19 protein-coding genes are annotated in these 19,029 nt (G+C 70.1%); 7 read left to right on the plus strand and 12 right to left on the minus strand.

The annotated features are described in order from the left end of the window. Positions 1–30: 30 nt before the first annotated feature. A complete protein-coding gene (gene ytfE, locus EPAKOI_RS14345; protein ID WP_423192471.1) occupies positions 31–714 on the plus strand; it encodes an iron-sulfur cluster repair protein YtfE in 684 nt (227 codons plus the stop codon). A gap of 67 nt (positions 715–781) precedes the next feature. Next, entirely contained in the window at positions 782–3,061 is a 2,280-nt protein-coding gene (locus tag EPAKOI_RS14350; protein ID WP_423192472.1) for a nitric-oxide reductase large subunit, read from the plus strand. 373 nt (positions 3,062–3,434) lie between these two features. Here the strand turns inward: EPAKOI_RS14350 and cobA are convergent, their stop codons facing one another. From cobA to EPAKOI_RS14405, 11 genes are all read right to left on the minus strand, one after another. After that, complete coding sequence (cobA, locus tag EPAKOI_RS14355; protein WP_423192473.1) at positions 3,435–4,238, minus strand: uroporphyrinogen-III C-methyltransferase; 804 nt, start codon at positions 4,236–4,238, stop codon at positions 3,435–3,437. A gap of 13 nt (positions 4,239–4,251) precedes the next feature. Further along, on the minus strand, positions 4,252–5,697 hold the full coding sequence (locus EPAKOI_RS14360; RefSeq protein WP_423193522.1) for a cytochrome D1 domain-containing protein: 1,446 nt from the start codon (positions 5,695–5,697) through the stop codon (positions 4,252–4,254). A gap of 50 nt (positions 5,698–5,747) precedes the next feature. Continuing rightward, positions 5,748–6,911: a heme d1 biosynthesis radical SAM protein NirJ gene (gene nirJ, locus EPAKOI_RS14365; RefSeq protein WP_423192474.1), complete on the minus strand. Its 1,164-nt coding sequence runs from the start codon at positions 6,909–6,911 to the stop codon at positions 5,748–5,750. 3 nt (positions 6,912–6,914) lie between these two features. After that, complete coding sequence (locus tag EPAKOI_RS14370; RefSeq protein WP_313840045.1) at positions 6,915–7,418, minus strand: AsnC family transcriptional regulator; 504 nt, start codon at positions 7,416–7,418, stop codon at positions 6,915–6,917. 5 nt (positions 7,419–7,423) lie between these two features. Then, complete coding sequence (locus tag EPAKOI_RS14375) at positions 7,424–7,897, minus strand: Lrp/AsnC family transcriptional regulator (protein WP_313840046.1); 474 nt, start codon at positions 7,895–7,897, stop codon at positions 7,424–7,426. After that, positions 7,894–8,877: an Lrp/AsnC family transcriptional regulator gene (locus tag EPAKOI_RS14380; RefSeq protein WP_423192475.1), complete on the minus strand. Its 984-nt coding sequence runs from the start codon at positions 8,875–8,877 to the stop codon at positions 7,894–7,896. The genes EPAKOI_RS14375 and EPAKOI_RS14380 overlap by 4 nt, the downstream gene beginning before the upstream one ends. Before the next feature lie 5 nt (positions 8,878–8,882). Beyond that, positions 8,883–10,064 (minus strand): cytochrome D1 domain-containing protein, encoded by a 1,182-nt coding sequence (locus EPAKOI_RS14385; protein WP_423193523.1) that lies wholly within the window; start codon positions 10,062–10,064, stop codon positions 8,883–8,885. Then, positions 10,061–10,438, minus strand: a complete 378-nt coding sequence (locus tag EPAKOI_RS14390; protein ID WP_124683162.1) for a c-type cytochrome — start codon at positions 10,436–10,438, stop codon at positions 10,061–10,063. Before EPAKOI_RS14390 ends, EPAKOI_RS14385 begins: the two co-directional genes overlap by 4 nt. A 44-nt stretch (positions 10,439–10,482) precedes the next feature. Further along, complete coding sequence (locus EPAKOI_RS14395; protein ID WP_423192476.1) at positions 10,483–10,788, minus strand: c-type cytochrome; 306 nt, start codon at positions 10,786–10,788, stop codon at positions 10,483–10,485. A 65-nt stretch (positions 10,789–10,853) separates the two neighbouring features. Next, the gene (locus EPAKOI_RS14400; RefSeq protein WP_423193524.1) at positions 10,854–12,485 is read right to left on the minus strand and encodes a cytochrome D1 domain-containing protein; all 1,632 of its coding nucleotides are present in this window, start codon (positions 12,483–12,485) and stop codon (positions 10,854–10,856) included. A 433-nt stretch (positions 12,486–12,918) separates the two neighbouring features. Next, complete coding sequence (locus tag EPAKOI_RS14405; protein ID WP_423192477.1) at positions 12,919–14,049, minus strand: murein transglycosylase A; 1,131 nt, start codon at positions 14,047–14,049, stop codon at positions 12,919–12,921. A gap of 79 nt (positions 14,050–14,128) precedes the next feature. Here EPAKOI_RS14405 and EPAKOI_RS14410 point away from each other — a divergent pair, with 79 nt between their 5' ends. Beyond that, positions 14,129–14,326 carry a hypothetical protein gene (locus EPAKOI_RS14410; protein WP_124683158.1) on the plus strand — a complete coding sequence of 66 codons (198 nt, stop codon included), beginning with the start codon at positions 14,129–14,131 and terminating at the stop codon, positions 14,324–14,326. Between the two features lie 31 nt (positions 14,327–14,357). Here EPAKOI_RS14410 and apaG read toward each other — a convergent pair whose 3' ends face one another. Beyond that, entirely contained in the window at positions 14,358–14,732 is a 375-nt protein-coding gene (gene apaG / locus EPAKOI_RS14415) for a Co2+/Mg2+ efflux protein ApaG (RefSeq protein WP_124683157.1), read from the minus strand. A gap of 209 nt (positions 14,733–14,941) precedes the next feature. Here apaG and rpe point away from each other — a divergent pair, with 209 nt between their 5' ends. The 4 genes from rpe (at position 14,942) to EPAKOI_RS14435 (ending at position 18,997) form a co-directional block, all read left to right on the plus strand. Next, positions 14,942–15,643 carry a ribulose-phosphate 3-epimerase gene (rpe, locus tag EPAKOI_RS14420; RefSeq protein ID WP_124683156.1) on the plus strand — a complete coding sequence of 234 codons (702 nt, stop codon included), beginning with the start codon at positions 14,942–14,944 and terminating at the stop codon, positions 15,641–15,643. Positions 15,644–15,653: 10 nt separating this feature from the next. Beyond that, positions 15,654–16,394, plus strand: a complete 741-nt coding sequence (gene gph, locus EPAKOI_RS14425; protein WP_124683155.1) for a phosphoglycolate phosphatase — start codon at positions 15,654–15,656, stop codon at positions 16,392–16,394. Between the two features lie 485 nt (positions 16,395–16,879). Continuing rightward, positions 16,880–18,409 carry an anthranilate synthase component I gene (gene trpE, locus EPAKOI_RS14430; RefSeq protein ID WP_124683154.1) on the plus strand — a complete coding sequence of 510 codons (1,530 nt, stop codon included), beginning with the start codon at positions 16,880–16,882 and terminating at the stop codon, positions 18,407–18,409. A gap of 18 nt (positions 18,410–18,427) precedes the next feature. After that, positions 18,428–18,997: an aminodeoxychorismate/anthranilate synthase component II gene (locus EPAKOI_RS14435; protein ID WP_124683153.1), complete on the plus strand. Its 570-nt coding sequence runs from the start codon at positions 18,428–18,430 to the stop codon at positions 18,995–18,997. Positions 18,998–19,029 lie beyond the last annotated feature (32 nt).

Below are 19,029 nucleotides of genomic sequence, written 5' to 3' on the forward strand. Positions count from 1 at the left end.
ACGCTTGCATCTATTGAGAAGGAGCAAACCATGAGCATGCAAGACCAGTCCCTGGGCCAACTGGCCCGCCGCATCCCCGGTGCGACAAAGATCTTCCACGATTACCAGCTCGACTTCTGCTGTGGCGGCGCCCACACGCTGCGCGACGCCGCCCACGCCAGGGGGCTGGACGCCGCCGCCATCGAGGCGCGGCTCCAGGCGCTGCAGGCCGAGGCACCGGCCGACGGCCAGGACTGGGGCGACGCCCCCGCCGACGCGCTGATCGCCCACATCCTGTCCCGCTTCCACGAGCGCCACCGCGAGCAGTTGCCCGAGTTGATCCGGCTGGCGCGCCGGGTGGAGGAAGTCCATGGCGACCGTCCCGACTGCCCCGTGGGCCTGGCCGATCACCTGGGCGTCATGCATCAGGAGCTGCTGAGCCATATGCAGAAGGAGGAACAGGTGCTGTTCCCGATGCTCGCGCGCGGGATGAACGCCATGGCCGGCGCGCCGATCACGGTCATGCGGATGGAGCACGACGACCACGGCGTCGCGCTGGAGCGGCTGGCCGAACTGACCGGCGACATCACGCTGCCGCGCGCCGCCTGCAACACCTGGCGCGCGCTCTACCTGGGCCTGCGCACGTTCCGCGAAGACCTGATGGAACACATCCATCTGGAAAACAACGTGCTGTTCGACAACGCCGTGCGCGGCGGGGCCGCAGGCGGCCACTGAGCCGCGCCGCCCGGCACCCCATCCACACCATCAACACCCTCATCACGCGCCCTGCCGCGCTTTCATCATGGGTCCCTACAAGAAACTATGGTTCACGCTGATCGCCGTGCTGGCGGTCACGTTCGCACTGCTCGGCTACTACGGTGCCGAGGTCTACCGGCAGCAGCCGCCGATCCCGGCACAGGTGGTGGCCGCCGACGGCACCCCGCTGTTCACCGCCGATGACATCCTCGACGGCCAGACCGCCTGGCAATCGGTGGGCGGCATGCAGCTCGGCTCGATCTGGGGCCACGGCGCCTACCAGGCGCCCGACTGGACCGCCGACTGGCTGCACCGCGAGCTCACCGCCTGGCTGGACCTGGCCGCCCGCGAGCGCCACGGCCAGGATTTCGCCGCGCTCGACGCCGGCCAGCAGGCCGCGCTGCGCGCCCATCTGAAGGCCGAATATCGCGGCAACCAGGTGGACGCCCAGAACGTGCTCACCGTGTCGCCCCGCCGCGCCAAGGCCATGGAAATCACGGCCGACTACTACCAGCGGCTGTTTGCCGACGCCCCGGAGCTCCGCCGCAGCCGCGAGAGCTTTGCGATGAAGGAAAACACGCTGCCGTCGGCCGAGCGTCGCGTGCAGCTCACGCATTTCTTCTTCTGGACCGCCTGGGCCGCCGCGACCGACCGCCCCGGCCACACCGCCACCTACACCAACAACTGGCCGCACGAGCCGCTGATCGACAATCGTCCCACCGCCGAAAACGTGGTCTGGTCCGTGGCCAGCGTGGTCGTGCTGCTGGCCGGCGTGGGGCTGCTGATCTGGGCCTGGGCGTTCCTGCGCGGCCAGGAGTCGCCGCTGCCGCCTCCGCCCGCGCGCGACCCGCTGTCGACGTTCGCGCTCACGCCGTCGCAACGGGCGCTGGGCAAGTACGTGTTCCTGGTGGTGGCGCTGTTCGCGTTCCAGGTGCTGATCGGCGGCTTTACCGCCCACTACACGGTCGAAGGCCAGAAGTTCTACGGGATCGACGTGTCGCAGTGGTTCCCGTACACGCTGGTGCGCACCTGGCACATCCAGAGCGCGCTGTTCTGGATCGCCACCGGATTCCTGGCGGCCGGGCTGTTCCTGGCGCCGCTGATCAACGGCGGCAAGGACCCCAAGTACCAGCGGCTCGGCGTCGACGTGCTGTTCTGGGCGCTGGTGGTGGTCGTGGTCGGTTCGTTCGCCGGCAACTACCTCGCCATCGCCCAGAAGCTGCCCGCCCACCTGAACTTCTGGCTGGGCCACCAGGGCTACGAGTATGTGGACCTGGGACGCCTGTGGCAGATCGGCAAGTTTGCCGGCATCGTGATCTGGCTCGTCCTGATGCTGCGCGGCATCGCCCCGGCCTTCCGGGCGCGTGACGGCGGCGACAAGAACCTGCTGGCGCTGCTGACGTCGTCCGTGGTCGCCATCGGCCTGTTCTACGGCGCCGGCCTGTTCTACGGCGAGCGCACCAGCCTGACGGTGATGGAGTACTGGCGCTGGTGGGTGGTCCACCTGTGGGTGGAGGGCTTCTTCGAGGTCTTCGCCACCACCGCGCTGGCCTTCATCTTCTCCACGCTGGGCCTGGTGTCGCGCCCGATGGCCACGGCGGCCAGCCTGGCATCGGCGTCGCTGTTCATGCTCGGCGGCATTCCGGGCACGTTCCACCACCTGTACTTCGCCGGCACCACCACCCCGGTGATGGCCATCGGCGCCACGTTCTCGGCGCTGGAGGTGATGCCGCTGATCGTGCTGGGCCATGAAGCGTGGGAAAACTGGCGCCTCAAGACTCGTGCCCCGTGGATGGACAACCTGCGCTGGCCGGTGATGTGCTTCACGGCCGTGGCGTTCTGGAACATGCTCGGCGCCGGCGTGTTCGGCTTCATGATCAACCCGCCAATCTCGCTGTACTACGTGCAGGGGCTCAACACCACGCCGGTCCACGCCCACGCGGCACTGTTCGGCGTCTACGGCTTCCTGGCGCTCGGCTTCACGCTGCTGGTGCTGCGCTACGTGCGGCCAGCCTACCGGCTGAGCCCGCGCCTGATGTCGATCGCGTTCTGGGGCCTGAACGGCGGCCTGGCACTGATGATCGGCACCAGCCTGCTGCCGGTGGGCATCATCCAGGCACTGGCCAGCATCAGCGAAGGGCTCTGGTACGCCCGCAGCGAGGCGTTCGTCCAGCAGCCAATCCTGCAGACGCTGCGCTGGGTCCGCACCTTTGGCGACGTGGTGTTCCTGGTGGGCGCGCTGACATTCGCACTGCAGGTGGTGTTGGGCCTGCTGGACGGCAACCGGGCACGGGAAGTGCCAGAGGGCCGGCTGGTGGGGCAGTGATGGATGGAGCAGGCTGATGACGCCGTCGGCTGCGGCAGGCTTTCTCCCCTCTCCCGCAAGGCGGGAGAGGGGTCGGGGGAGAGGGCGTGGAGGATCTGCTTGCCGATCCACGTCGAATTTTGAGCCGCCGGCCCTCACCCCCAGCCCCTCTCCCGCTCGCGGGAGAGGGGAGCGAAAAACATCGCGGGATGATGTAACGCCGGTGGCTGCGGCAGGCTTTCTCCCCTCTCCCGCAAGGCGGGAGAGGGGTCGGGGGAGAGGGCGTGGAGGATCTGCTTGCCGATCCACGTCGCAATTTGAGCCGCCGGCCCTCACCCCCAGCCCCTCTCCCGCTCGCGGGAGAGGGGAGCAAAACCCAGCAGGAAACAGCGATTCAGGCCACTACATCGCAGCTTGTCCTGTCGGCTCGGGCGTCCTGGTCTGCTGAACCCTCGACCAGCCACGCGCCCCCGGCCTGCCTTCCCACCACCTCTCCCACCACGATGATCGATGGGCTGGCCAGACCGGCGGTGGCTGCGGCGGTCAGTGTGTCGAGGGTGCCGGTCCAGCAGCGCTGGTCGGGGCAGCTTGCGTGCATGACCACCCCGGCCGGCATGTCGGCGCGCATGCCGGCCGCCAGCAAGGACGCCTGGATTGCCGCGATGCGGTGCATGCCCATGTAGATGACCAGCGTCGTGCCGCTGGCGGCCAGCGCGTGCCAGTCTGGTTCGCCGTCGCCGCGGGTGTGGGCGGTGACGAAGGTCACGCCGTGGCAGTGCGCCCGGTGCGTCAGCGCGATGCCCAGCGCCTGCGCCGCCGCCAGCCCGCTGCTGATGCCGTTGACCACTTCCACCTCCAGCCCGTGCCCGCGCAGGAACGCGGCTTCCTCGCCGCCCCGGCCGAACATCAGCGGGTCGCCGCCCTTCACGCGGGCCACGCAGCGGCCTGCCAGCGCGTGGGCCAGCGTCTGGGCGTGGATGCTGGCCTGGCTGACCGAGCACCGCCCGCCGCGCTTGCCGACCGGAATGATCTGCGTGCCGGGGCTGGCGTGGCACGCCATCGCCTCGGGCACCAGGTCGTCGATCAGCCAGACCTGCGCCTGGGCCAGGGCCCGGGCGGCCTTGACGGTCACGAGGTCGGGGTCTCCGGGACCCACGCCCACCAGCCATACCTTTCCAGTGCTTCGCGAATGCTTCATGTCGTTGTCCGATTCAATGGCTCGTGCCCGACGACCGCGTGGTCTTGTTGAACACGTTGTACTTGCCGACCGGCCGGTCCATCGGCAGGCGCTTGACCTCGCGCAGCGTCGCCGCGTCGTAGACCACGATGGCGCCGTCCGGCTCCATCAGGCTGACCAGCGCGTAGCGGCCGTCGCGCGTGAATTCCACGTGCGCGGCCGTGCGCCCGGGGCTTGGCGTGACGCTGCCCACCACGGCCAGCGTCTGCTTGTCGATGACCTGCAGCGTGTCGCGGCGCGGGCTCATCATCGCGTCGGTCCAGGCGTACGGCGTGGCCTCGTGGCTGCGCAGGAAGAAGCCCGGCCCGTTGGTCGGGATCGTTGCCACGGTCTGCCAGGTCTGCATGTCGATCACGGACAGCGCACCCTGCCTGAGATTGGGCGACGCCATCACCTCCCGCCCGCCACGCCGCCACGTGATGCCGCTGCCCAGGTGCGGCATGCCGGTCAGCGCCAGGTCGGCCACCTTGCGCCCGGCGTCGAGGTCGATCACCTGCCCCGCCCCGGCCCGCGACGCGCCCAGGATATGGCGGTACGGCTGGTCGAAGAAGAAGTCGTCGAGCACGTCGTCCAGCGCGATCACGCGCGGCTCCAGCGTCGCGTACGGAATCTCCCAGACCGCCGGGATGTCGCGCAGCGCGGCGATGAACGACTGGCGCGGCGCCGCGTCGTAGACCGCCGACACACGCGACGCCCGGCCGTCCGCCCCGGCCACCGGATAGACGCGCGCCAGCGACAGGTCGTCCGCGCGCAGCAGCACCAGCGTGCGCGGCAGCGTGTTGCCGGCCATCACCCAGCGGCCGTCGTCGCTCACGGCCACGTTGCGCGTGTTCAGCCCTACCCGCACCTCGGCCACCAGCGCCAGGTTCCAGAGGTCGTACTTGCTGACCCACCCGTCCCGGCTCGCCACAAAGACGTAACGGCCGTCGCGGCTGAACTTGGGCCCGCCGTGCAGCGCGAAGCGGGTCTGGAAGCGGTGGATTGGCGCCAGCGCGTCGCCATCGAGCACGCTCAGGTGATGGCTGCCCGATTCCACGACCAGGAACAGGTTGGACGGATCGGCCTGGTACACGGGCCGGTCCGGCAGGCTGCCCGGCGCGTGGTGCACCACGCGCGACGCGCGGATGTCGGCCGCCTCCCAGTGCGGCGCCACCGCCGGCGCCGTGCGCAGCCACGCGGCCAGCCGGTCCAGCGTGGCCTCGGGCAACTGGCCGGCAAAGCCGGGCATCTGCGTCGCGGCGCGGCCGTTGCGCAGCAGGTCGCGCATCGCGTCGGGCTTGAGCCGCTCCAGGCTCTCTGGCAGCAGCGCCGGCCCCATGCCGCCTAGCCGGTCGGCACCGTGGCACACCGCGCAGTGCTGGACGTAATCCGTCGCCACATCGGAAACGGACCCAGCCGGCCCGCCCGCCCACGCCGGCATCGACGCCACAATGCCGACCCAAGCCGCCACCATCCCCGCCAGCCGCCGTCTCATGCGATGGCCTCCCGGCCGATCGGCTCGGCGATCTCGGCATCGGACAGGTAGCAGCCCGGGTCCTCGGCCCACGGATTGCCGCTCACCGCATGCGCGCGCACGCGGGTGTTGCCATTGCAGATGTCGCGATGGGCGCACGTGGCGCAGCGGCCCTCCAGCGGCCGGGGGCGTGCCTTCAGCCCGCGCATCAGCGGGTGGCTGCGGTCGGCCCAGATCTCGGCGAACGGCCGCTCCCGGACGTTGCCCAGCGACACGTGCCACCACATCGTGTCCGGATGCACATTGCCGAGGTTGTCGATATTGGCCACGCCCACGCCCGTGGCGTTGCCGCCCCAGTTGACCAGCCGCTGCCGCATGTCGGCCAGCCGCTCGGGCTGCCGCCGCGCGATCCAGTACAGCAGGCTCACGCCGTCGGCATCGTTGTTGCCGGTCACGAAGTCCCCGGCGCTGCAGCGCCTCGCGCGCTCCCAGACATGGTCGAACAGCCAGTCCACCGCCACGCGCGTGTGCGCATGGCGGGCGTCGTCGCCCCGGTGGCTGCCGCCCCGGCCGGCGTAGTTGAAGTGCGACAGGTAGAACTTGTCGATGCCTTCCGCCTCGGTCAGCGCCACCACGTCGGGCAGCTCGTCGGCGTTGGCCTCGGTCAGCGTCATCCGCACGCCCACGCGCAGCCCGGCCTGCCGCGCCACGCGCAGCCCGTCCAGCGCCTGGTCGAACGCGCCCGCACAGCGCCGGAAGCGGTCGTGCGTGGCGCGCAGGCCGTCCAGGCTGACGCCGACGTAGTCAAACCCGGCCAGCAGCAGCCGGGCCGCGTGCCGGTTGTCGAGCAGCGTGCCATTGGACGACAGCGACAGGTGGAAGCCCAGCCGCTTGGCGTGCGCGGCAAGCTCGTACAGGTCCGGCCGCAGCAGCGGCTCGCCGCCGGACAGAATCAGCGCGGGCACGTGCGCCGCCTTGAGCTGGTCGAGCACGGCAATGGCCTCCGCCGTCGACAGCTCGCCCTTGAAGTCGGTATCGGCCGACGTCGAGTAGCAGTGCTTGCAGTTGAGGTTGCAGCGCCGCACGAGGTTCCAGATGACGACGGGGCCGGCGGCACGGCGTGGCGGCGGCACGGGTCCGCCATCGCGCAGCGCTTCCATGAAGCGGGACACTCTGAACATGGATCAATCTCCTGGCGCCTGCAGGCGCAGGCCGGTTTTCTTGAGGATGCGGGTGGACCAGAGCACGTCGTGCGCGCGGCAGGCCGGGCCCAGCAGCGCGCGGATGCGGGCGATCTGCGGCGCCGCCTCGTCGCGCGTGCGCGCGTGGACCATCGCAAACAGGTTGTAGGGCCAGTCCGGCCGGTGGCGCGGGCGCTGGTAGCAGTGGCTCACGCCGGGCAAGGCGCCGATGCGCGCGCCCAGTTCCGCCACATGGGCGTCGTCCACGTCCCACACGGTCATGCCGTTGGCGCGGTAGCCCAGCGCGTAGTGATTCGGCACGGCCGCCACGCGCCGCAGCACGCCGCGCGCGCGCAGCGCTGCAAACCGGGCCAGCACGGCGGCTTCGTCCAGGCCCAGCGCGTCGCCCAGCGCCTGCCACGGCGCCGGCACCAGCGGCAGGCCGGCCTGCGTGGCCTGGATCAGCGCCCGGTCGATCGGGTCGAGGGATGGTGGGGCGTCGGGCATGGCTGCTACACCGGCAGAAAGAGGTTGACGAAGAATTCGCGTTGCTTCGGGAACGGCAGGATCTCGACGCCGGCGTCGGCGGCGATGCGGGCGAGCACCGCCGGCACATCGGCGGCATCGGGCACGGCCAGCACGAACCACAGGTTCAGCCGATGGGTGCGCGCGTAGTGATGCGCCACCTCGGGGTAGGCATTGATCGCGGCGATGACGGCCGCCTCGCGTTCCGGCGGCGCGTGGCAGGCGCACAGCACGAACTGCCCGCCGGCCCGCTCGATCTGGAACAGCGGCCCGAAGCGCGTCAGCACGCCGCGCGCCAGCAGCGCCTGCAGCCGGCCGAGCAGCGTCGCTTCGTCGATGCCCAGCGCGGCGGCGGCCTCGGCGTAGGGCCGTGGCACCAGCGGCAGCCCGCGCTGCAGCGCGTTGACGATGCGCCGGTCCAGCGGGTCAAGCTCGGCCGGGGCGGTGTCGGGCGCGGTCATGGCTGCGGCGCCTCCCAGCTATAGCGGGTGCCGCACTGCTTGAAGCAGGTGCCGCTGCGCAGCACCCGGCCCGGCAGCTCCGCCATGCCCGCGCGGCGCGCGAAGTGGTCCAGCGCCGCGTGCAGTTCCGCCTCGCTGCGCGCGTGCACCATCGCGAACAGGTTGTACGGCCACGCCGGCAGCCGGCGCGCCCGGCGGTAGCACAGCGACACCGGCGCCACGCGCGCCAGCCGCGTGCCGATGGCATCGACACGGTTGTCGGGCACGTCCCACACGCACATCGCGTTGTGGCGATAGCCAAAGCGCCGGTGGTGCAGGATCACACCGAACCGGCGGATCACCCCGCTGGCCTGCCACTGCGCGATGCGCGCCAGCACGCGATGCAGCGGCACGCCGCTGTGCCGCGCCAGCGCGTGGAACGGCTGCGGCGTCAGTGGCAGCCCGCCTTCCAGCGCGGCCACCAGCCGCCAGTCGTCGTCGTCCAGCGCCACGGGCGCGGGCGCCGGCTGGCGCCGGCCGCGCGGCGTCGCGCACGGGCCGGCCATCGGGAAGCCCAGGTCGATGTGGTACTCGCGCTCCATCGGCAGGTCCAGCGGCGCCTGCCCCAGGTCTTCGCCGATGCCGGCCAGCACCGCGTCCAGCGCGGCGCGGTCGCGCGCGCCGGCCACGAACCAGAGGTTGTACGGATGGCCGGTGCGCGCGTAGTTGTGGCTGACCGCCACATGGGCGTTGACGCGCGCGGCCGCGTCGGCCAGCGCGTCCAGCGGCACGGACAGCGCGGCCAGCGTGCTGGCGCCGATCACGTTCGGGGCGAACACGGCGCCGACGCGGCTCACGCGCCCGGCGCCCACATCGCGCGCCAGCCGGGTCAGCACCGCGTGCTCGTTCATGTCCAGCGCCGCGCCGGCGTGCTGGTATGGGCGCGGCACGATCGGAAAGTCGCGCTGGATGCCGTCGTAGAAACGTTGCTCGTCGAACATGGCCGTCACATGCCGAAGCGCTGCGCGCGCGCCGTGAAGAAGATGCCGCTGGGCTGCTCGGCCGGCAGCGTGGCAATGCGCCGCAGCGTGGCCGTGTCGTAGACCTCCACGCGGTTGTCGTCGCGGCACGACAGCCACAGCGCCTCGCCCTTGGGCGTGAATTCCATGTGCAGCACGCCCCGGCACGGCGTCATCGTCCTGACCACCTGCCGCGTGGCGGTGTCGACGACCTGCACCGTGTCGTTGCGCGGAAACGCAAAGTTGACCCATACCTGCCGCCCGTCGGGCCGCGCCATCGCGAACACGGGCTGGCCGGCCACGGCCACGCGCGCCTGCTCCTGCCAGTCGCGCGCGGGGTCTGCCACCAGCAGTTCATGGCGGCCGATGGCCGGCAGCCACGCCTGGCCCTGCGCCATCGCCCAGCCGCGCAGGTGCGGCATCTTGTACACCGGCAGCGGGGCCTGGCCGCGCCCGTAGCCGGCCAGCACGCGCCGCGCGGCGGGCGGCGTCTGCCACAGGTCGACCAGCGACAGGCCGTCCTCGCCGAACAGGCCGGCCAGGTACCAGCGGCCGTCGGGCGTCACCAGTCCGTCGTACGGCTCGCGGCCGGCCGGCAGCCGGGTCACCGCGGGCTGGCGCGGGTTGGTGGCGTCGATGATCCAGATCTCGCCCGATTCGAACAGGCTCGCGGCCAGCCGCTGGCCCGGCAGGTCGGCCAGCCCGACCACCTTCGAGCGCCGGCCGTCGCGCCCGATAGCCGGGATGTCGGCCAGCAACTCCAGCGTCCCGGCATCGAACAGCTTGATGCCGCCGGGCGCGTAGTTCTGCGCGGCCACGACCTTGCCGTCCTGCAGCACCGCGCCGCCGATGCTGTTGCCGGCCTGCTTCACGCGATGGGTGATGCGCTGCGCCAGCAGGTCCAGCCGCGTCAGGCCGCCGTCGCGCCCGAACACGTAGGCATGGCGGCCGTCGCGCGCGAACACCACGCTCGCGTGCGACAGGTCGCCCAGCCCGTCGATGGCGCCGAGCCGCGTCATCTCCGTGGTTTCCACGATCTGCACCCGGCCGCTGGCCCGCTCGATCACGACACCAAGGTCGCCGGTGCCGCGCACCGACGCCTCCGGCAGCCCGGTACAGGCCGCGGCCAGCCACGCCGCGCCCACGGCCACCGCCGCGCGCCGGGTCAGTCGGCCCAGGCGCTGCCAGACGGTGCGGGGGTCACGGGCGGCGGCTTGCCCGCCTGGAGTCGATCGATCAGCCATTGCGCTTCTTCCTGCGTCATGAACGGTTGCCATGGCGGCATTGCGGTGCCTGGCCGGCCGTGCAGCACGGTGGCCACCAGCCCGTCGCGCGGCTTGCCGGCCAGCGCCTGCGCCGTCAGCGGCGAGCCAAGCCCGCCCTGCAGCGTCATGCCGTGGCAGGCGCCGCAGTCGTCGCGCAGCCAGCGGGCAAGCTGCGCCTGGCGCGCCGCCGGGGGCTCGGCCGCAGCGGCCTGCACCGGCGCGCCCGCCGTGGCGAGCAGGCCGGCCAGCGCCAGGGGCATCACGAAATACCGGGCCATGGTCAGTGGGGATGGGAGGGTCAGGGGATCAAGGGGCCAGGCAATCAGAGGGCCAGCACCCACTTGGCCAGCGCGCTGGCATCGGCCTCGCTGATCGCGTTGGGCGGCATCGGGATCGGGCCCCAGGTGCCGCTGCTGCCCTTGACGATGCTCTGCGACAGCCTGGCGGCGGCGCCCTTGTCGCCCTTGTACTTGGCGGCCACGTCCTTGAACGCGGGGCCCACCAGCTTCTTGTCGACGCCATGGCACGCCATGCAGTTCTTGGCCTTGGCCAGATCGGCGCTGGCGTGGGCGGCGACGGGCAGCACGGCGGCCATGACCATGGCGCCGAGCACAGTTGCGGGATGCATAGAGATTCTCCTGATGGGATGGGGGACGGCGCGGCCGGCGCCGGAGCGTCGGCCGCGCCCTGACGTCAATAGACGTCGTGCTGGGTGTTATGGGTGTTGAACTTGCCGGTCGGGGTGATCAGGCGCGGGTCCTTGATGACGGCCTTGAGCTTGCGCGTCCGGTCGTCGACCACCACCAGCGCGGACTCCTGGTCCTTGGTGCCCCAGACCGAGAACCAGACCTCGTCGCCGGCCTTGTTGTACTCGGCCTGCACCACGCGCTTGGCGCCGTCGCCCTTGAGGTTGGCCCACTGGGCAATCGGCAGCACCTCGAAGCCGGCGTCCAGCTTGCGCGTATCGAACACGGCCACCGACTGGTTCAGCTTGGCATCGGGGTGGAACGGCGTATCGACCCAGAGGTTGCGCGACGTCGGATGCGTCTTGATGAACAGCGACCCGCCGCCCTGGCCCTTGAGCGTCTGCACCACCTTCCAGGCGTGGGCCTTGTGCCGGACCGGGTCCGTGCCGATCAGGCTGACCGTTTCGTCGCCCAGGTGGCTGGTGGCCCAGACCGGGCCGAACTTCGGATGGACGAAGTTGGCGCCCCGGCCCGGATGCGGCGTCTTGCCGACGTCCACCAGCGCGGCCAGCCGGTCTTCCTTGGTGTCGACCACGGCGATCTTGTCCGACGCATTGGCCGCCACCAGGAAGTAGCGGCCCGTGGAATCGAACCCGCCGTCATGCAGGAACTTGGCCGCGTCGATGGTCGTGGTCTTCAGGTTCTTGAGGTCCGAGTAGTCGACCATCAGGATCTTGCCGGTCTCCTTGGCATTGATGACGAACTCGGGCCGGAAGTGGCTGGCCACGATGGACGCCACGCGCGGCTCGGGGTGGTACTCGTTGTCGACGGTCATGCCCCGCGTGGACACCACCTTGAGCGGCTTGAGCGTGTCGCCTTCCATGATCACGTACTGCGGCGGCCAGTAGGAGCCGGCCACCGCGTAACGGTCCTCGTAGCCCTTGTACTTCGACGTCTCGACCGAGCGCGCCTCCAGGCCGATCTTGACCTCGGCCACGTTGTCGGGCTTGGGCATCCACAGGTCGATCAGGTTCAGCCGCGCGTCGCGCCCGATCACGTACAGGTAGCGCCCGGACGCCGACATGCGCGAGATATGCACCGCGTAGCCGGTCTTGACGATGTTGATGATCTGCTTGGAATCGCCGTCGATCAGCGCCACCTCGCCCGAATCGCGCAGCGTCACCGAGAACAGGTTGTCGAGGTTGTAGCCATTCATCTTGCGCGTGGGCCGCTTGGCCACGGGCACGATGTCCTTGCGCGATTTCTCGATGTCGGCCAGCGAGAATTCAGGCGGCGTGGGCGGCTCCAGCTGGACGTAGCGGGCCATCAGGTCCACCTCGGCGTCGGACAGGTCGCCCGACGTGCCCCAGTTCGGCATGCCGGCCGGGCTGCCGTACTTGATGAAGGTCTTCAGGTATTCGGTGCCGCGCGCCCGCGTGATGTCCGGCGTCAGCGCCTTGCCCGTGGCGCCCTTGCGCAGCACGCCGTGGCAACCGGCGCAGCGCTCGAAGTAGATCTGTCGGGCATGGTTGAATTCATCGGCGCTCAACGCCGGCACCGGCTGCGCCGGCGGGGCGGTGTCCGCGTGGCCATGGGCCATCCAGACGAGGAGCGGCAAGGCCGCCAGCGCGGGGAACATCCTGGGTGTCGCCTTCATGTCTCTGCTCAGCGAGAGTGGGGAATGCGGTGGCGTGCTCTGGCACGTCGGATGTGCCCATCATCGTGAAATTGCGATGGCCGGGGATTGATGGCAGTCAAGCCGCGCAGAGTTCACACGGAACTCGTTCGGGCAGTTACCTCACAGCGTGACGGAATGGCGCTGGCGCGTTGGAGAAACGCAAATGGAGGACGCGGGAAGGGGAAAGACCTTGCGGGGGGAGAGGGTATGGGGGGGTAGCGCGATCGCGGACGTCGCTCCCCTCTCCCACCTGTGGGAGAGGGGTTGGGGGAGAGGGCATGGCGGCTCTGCTTGCCGACCCGCGCGGATTGCACCGCCGGCCCTCTCCCCCGGCCCCTCTCCCGCGCTGCGGGAGAGGGGAGCAAACCGACAAGACAAACAGACCAGCCGGCCGTCAACTCCTCGGCATCAGCACCCACATGCGGCCGCCCTGCTTCATGCGGCCGGCCGTCTCTCCGGCGGCGTCGCCGGCGCCCCAGAAGAAGTCGGCGCGCACGCCGCCCTTGATGGCGGAGCCGGTGTCCTGGGCGAACATCAGGCGCTGGATCGGTTCGGTGGACAGCGGGCGCGTGGTCGACAGGAACACGGGCACGCCGAGCGGGATCGTGGCGGGGTCCACGGCGATCGAGCGTTCGGCGGTCAGCGGCACGCCCAGCGCGCCTACCGGGCCGTCGTTGTTGGGCGGCAGTTCGCGGAAGAACACGAAGCGCGGATTCACGTTGAGCATTTCCTCCACGCGCGCCGGGTTGTTGCGCGCCCACGCCTTGATGCCCTGCATGGTCGCCTGGGCCGGCGTGATCTCGCCGCGGTCGAGCAGCCATTTGCCGAACGATCGGAACGGCTGGTCGTTGGTGCCGCCAAAGCCCACGCGCATGATCGTGCCGTCGGGCAGCCGGATGCGGCCCGAGCCCTGGATCTGCAGGAAGGCTGCCTCCACCGCGTCGTCCACGTAGACGATCTCGTTGCCGCGCATCGCCGGCATCTGCAGCAGCTCGCCGCGCGCCGGCAATGCGCCTCGCAACTGCGGCGGACGGCGGTACAGCGGCACCTGGTACGGGCCCTGGCGCGTGCGCGAACCGTGCAGGATCGGCTCGTAGTAGCCGGTGATCAGGCCGCTGTCGGTGCCGTCGGTGTTGACCACGCGGTACGGCTGGAAGTGGGTCTCAAAGTAGGTGCGCATGGCGACGAGGTCGCCGGCGTCGACCATCAGGCCCACCGCGCACACGCGGTTCCACTCCGGCTTCTTCTTCAGCGCCTGGCAACTGGCTTGCAGCGCCGGCCAGGCCGCGCGGACGTCGTCCTGGCTCCAGCCGCCAATCTCGGTCCAGGCGGCTGGTTGCAGCCGGCCCGCCGCGGGCGACGTGGAAGGCGCCGGGGTGGTGCCGGCCGTGCCGCCGGGCTGCACCCGCACCGGGCCGCCGCTCATGCAGCCAGCCAGCAGGGCCGCGCCCAGCGTGGCGGCGGCCAGCCCCAGCCAGCCGGACAGGCGCGCGCCAGGCGCACGCAGGGAATACTGATATGCCATCTCGTTCGTTCTATGCCTACAATCTCAACCGATCCGTCGACTGCCCGCCGCGTCCGGCGCGGGCGCCCCCAAAATCGCGATGAGCCAGTTCTTCGAAAACCACCCCACCCTGCTGCTGGCCGCCGAGGCCGGCGTGGCGCTGTTGCTGCTGATCTTCATCGTGGTCTGGACGATGGGCACGGCGCGCAAGCATCCGCGGCCCACGCGCGCCCCGGAAGACCACCCGTCGCGCACCGGCCAGGCCCCGCAGGACACCGACCGGGCGCCGGACGCCTAGGTTCCCGGCCAGCCCGCGCCGGGCCGGGCCGTCAATGGAGCATGCGCGGCAGCACCAGCGCGAATTCCGGAATCGGCACCTCGAAGCGGTGCCCGTCCTCGGCCACGCAGAAGTACTCGCCCTTCATCGACCCGACCGGCGTCGAGATCGTCGCCCAGCTCGAATACTCGAAGTGCTCGCCTGGCTTGAGCAGCGGCTGGTGGCCCACCACGCCCAGCCCCGCCACTTCCTGCGTGGCGTTGTCGCTGTCCGTGATGATCCAGTGGCGCGAGATCAGCTGCGCGGCCACCTCGCCGGTGTTGTGGATGGTGATGGTGTAGGCAAACGCGTAGCGCCCGCGGTCGGGGTCCGACTGGTCGGCCATGTACTGGGTGCGCACGGCCACGGAAAAAGCGTACTCGCTCATTGTTCGACGGATGAGGATGGTCGGCAGGCCGGCGCCCGCCCATGGGGGCGCGGCCGGGTGTGTCGCATTGTGCGTCAAGCCCCGGGCAGCGGCAAGCGGGCGCGTTGTCGGCGCCGGGCGGGCCAACCGGCGTAAAATACGCGCCAATCTCGCGGATCGACCCCGCATCCGCCGCCTTCAGAGCCCCACTTTCGCGCCAGAGCCCTGCCATGAGCCAGCCCACCTACCGCATCGCCCCGTCCATCCTGTCCGCCGACTTCGCCCGCCTGGGCGAGGAAGTGCGCCGCGTCACCGAGGCCGGTGCCGACTGGATCCACTTCGACGTGATGGACAACCACTACGTGCCCAACCTGACCGTGGGCCCGCTGGTCTGCGAGGCCATCCGCCCGCACGTGACCGCCCCGATCGACGTGCACCTGATGGTGCGCCCGGTGGACCGCATCATCCCGGACTTTGCCAAGGCCGGCGCCAACATCATCACGTTCCACCCGGAAGCCAGCGACCACATCGACCGCTCGCTGGCGCTGATCCGCGACAACGGCTGCCAGGCCGGGCTGGTGTTCAACCCCGCCACGCCGCTGCACCACCTGGACCACGTGATGGACCGCCTGGACGTGATCCTGCTGATGAGCGTCAACCCGGGCTTCGGCGGCCAGTCGTTCATCCCCGAGACGCTGAACAAGCTGCGCGCCGTGCGCGCCCGGATCGACGCCTACACGGCCCGCACCGGCCGCCAGATCCTGCTGGAGGTGGACGGCGGCGTGAAGCCGGACAACATCGCCGAGATCGCCGCCGCGGGCGCCGACACCTTCGTCGCCGGATCGGCCGTGTTCGGCAAGCCGGATGCCGACGGCGGCTACCGCGGCATCATCCAGACGTTCCGCGACAAGCTCGCGACGGTCGGCCAGTAAGGACGGCCAGATGACGACGGAAATCCTGCGCCGCACCGACTGGCGCGGCATCGAGGCGGTCATCGTCGACCTGGACGGCACCATGGTCGACACCGCCGGCGACTTCCACGCGGCCGTCAACGCGATGCTGCTGGCGCTGGCGCACCAGCATCCTGACCTGGGGCCGGTTCAGCCGATGTCGGCCGGGGAGATCGTCGGCTTCGTCGGCAAGGGGTCGGAAAACCTGATCCGCCGCGTGCTGGACGCCCGCTTCAGCCCGCTGCACGCCAACGGCCTGTTTGCCGATGCCTACGCGCTGTACGACCGCGAGTACGTGCGCATCAACGGCCAGTTCTCGGACGTGTACCCCAACGTGCGCGAGGGCCTGGCGGCGCTCAAGCGGCTTGGACTGCGCATGGCGTGCGTGACCAACAAGCCCTGGAACTTCACCGAGCCGCTGCTGGCCAAGACCGGCCTGGCGCAGTATTTCGAACTGGTCTACGGCGGCGACGCCTTTGCGCTGCGCAAGCCCGACCCGTATCCGCTGCTGCGGGTGGCCGAGGCGTTCCGGGTGGAGCCGTCGGCCGTGCTGGCCATCGGCGACTCGGAAAACGACGCCCGCGCGGCGCGCGCGGCGGGCATGGGTGTGCTGCTGATGCCCTATGGCTACAACCATGGGAACCCTGTACAAGGCGTCGACGCCGATGGTATAGTCGCCGACATTGCCCGCGTGGCGGCCCTGCTTGCCGACCACCGGCCAATTCCCCGCTGACTTCCAGCAGAACACTTTTCAATGTTCCTCAACCGCAAACGCAACTTTTTTGGCAGTGATCGGCAGGCCTGGCCCTGGCGTCGCTGGCGCGCCTTTGAACAGGCGTAAAGTGCGTTCGCGAGTTTCCTGACGGGCTTGCCGGGGCACCCGATCCGCGCGGTCTTCCGCCGATCCCCCGCCCCCAAGCTCCGCCGGACCGGTCCAGGCTCCCTGTCGACCGGCCTCCCCGGCAGATCCTTCCGCCAGCGCCGTAGTTCCGGTTGCTCCCGCTTGCGCCTGTGCTACGGTTAGCCTCGAGAACGCACCACGCGCCACCCGGCCGTGTGCTGCCCTGCCCCAATTGCGCGTGTGCACCACGGTCCGCCCCAACGAACGGGCCGGGGCGGGTTGACGCAGGTTGTCCCCCGCCTCATGCCGACGTCCATCATGGTGCCGCCCCGACCCGACCGCACTGGCCGGCGCCGCAGAGCAAGAAGAGGATCGACATGACCGAACTGGAATTCAAATCGCTGGCCGACCAGGGCTACAACCGCATTCCGATCATCGCCGAGGCGCTGGCCGACCTGGAAACGCCGCTGTCGCTGTACCTGAAGCTGGCCCAGTCGCAGACGCGCGGCGTGAACACGTTCCTGCTGGAATCGGTGGTCGGCGGCGAGCGCTTTGGCCGCTACTCGTTCATCGGCTTGCACGCCCGCACGCTGATCCGCGCCTACGGCCAGCGCGCCGAGGTGGTGACCGACGGCAAGGTCGTGGAAACCCACGAAGGCAACCCGCTGGACTTCATCGCCGCGTTCGAGACCCGCTTCAAGGTGGCGCTGCGCCCGGGCCTGCCGCGCTTCTGCGGCGGCCTGGCCGGGTACTTCGGCTACGACGCCGTGCGCTACATCGAGAAGAAGCTGGCCGACACGCAGATGCCCGACGACCTGGGCCTGCCCGACATCCAGCTGCTGCTGTGCGAGGAACTGGCGGTCATCGACAACCTGTCCGGCAAGCTGTACCTGATTGTCTACGCCGACCCCACCCTGCCCGAAGCCTACTCCCGCGCCCGCCAGCGCCTGCGCGAGCTGCGCATGAAGCTGCGCCAGCCGGTGGACGTGCCCGTGACGAGCCCGTCGGTGCAGACCGAGGTCTACCGCGAATTCGCCAAGGCCGACTACCTGGCCGCCGTGCACAAGGCCAAGGAATACATCATGGCCGGCGACATGATGCAGGTGCAGATCGGCCAGCGCCTGGTGAAGCCGTACCGCGACTCGCCGCTGTCGCTGTACCGCGCGCTGCGGTCGCTAAACCCGTCGCCGTACATGTATTTCTACAATTTTGGCGACTTCCAGGTGGTGGGCGCCTCGCCCGAGATCCTGGTGCGGCAGGAAACCCGCAAGGTGGGCGCCGCCGGAGCCGGCAACGGCGAGCCGGACACGGCCCGCATCGTCACCATCCGCCCGCTTGCCGGCACCCGCCCGCGCGGCAGCACGCCCGAGCGCGACGCCCAGCTGGCCACCGAGCTGCTGAACGACCCGAAGGAGATTGCCGAGCACGTGATGCTGATCGACCTGGCGCGCAACGACATCGGCCGCATTGCCGAGACCGGCTCGGTCAAGGTCACCGACAAGATGGTGATCGAGAAGTACTCGCACGTGCAGCACATCGTCAGCTCCGTGGAAGGCACGCTGCGCGACGGCATGACCAACCTCGACGTGCTGCGCGCCACGTTTCCGGCCGGCACGCTGTCGGGCGCGCCCAAGGTGCATGCGATGGAGATCATCGACGAGCTGGAGCCGCGCAAGCGCGGCATCTACGGCGGCGCGGTGGGCTACCTGTCGTTCGGCGGCGAGATGGACCTGGCCATCGCCATCCGCACCGGCGTGATCAAGGACGGCAACCTCTACGTGCAGGCGGCCGCCGGCATCGTCGCGGACTCGGACCCCGAGGCCGAATGGAAGGAAACCGAGGCGAAGGCGCGCGCCGTGATCCGCGCCGCGGAGCAGGTCCAGGACGGCCTGGACGCCGACCTCTGAGCCCCCGGGAGAGATGACATGCTGCTGATGATCGACAACTACGACTCGTTCACCTACAACCTCGTCCAGTACTTCGGGGAACTCGGCGCCGACGTGCGCACCTACCGCAACGACGAGATCACGATCGACCAGATCGAGGCGCTGAACCCGGACCACATCTGTGTGTCGCCCGGCCCGTGCAGCCCGCGCGAGGCCGGCATCTCGGTGGAAGTGCTCAAGCACTTCGCCGGCCGCAAGCCGCTGCTGGGCGTGTGCCTGGGCCACCAGGCCATCGGCGAGGCGTTCGGCGGCAAGGTGATCCGCGCCAAGCAGGTGATGCACGGCAAGGTCAGCACGATCGAGACCACCCAGTCGGGCGTGTTCGCCGGCTTGCCGAAGCACTTCGACGTGACGCGCTATCATTCGCTGGCCATCGAGCGCGAGACGCTGCCCGACTGCCTGGAAGTCACGGCCTGGACGCCGGACGGCGAGATCATGGGGGTGCGCCACAAGACGCTGAACGTCGAGGGCGTGCAGTTCCACCCGGAATCGATCCTGTCCGAGCACGGCCACGCGCTGCTGGCCAATTTCATCAAGGCGCCGCGATGAGGCGCGCCGACTTTACCGCCTACGCCGCCCCC

The sequence above is a fragment of the Cupriavidus sp. H18C2 genome (assembly GCF_049393795.1).
In the GTDB taxonomy this organism is placed as follows: domain Bacteria; phylum Pseudomonadota; class Gammaproteobacteria; order Burkholderiales; family Burkholderiaceae; genus Cupriavidus; species Cupriavidus pauculus_C.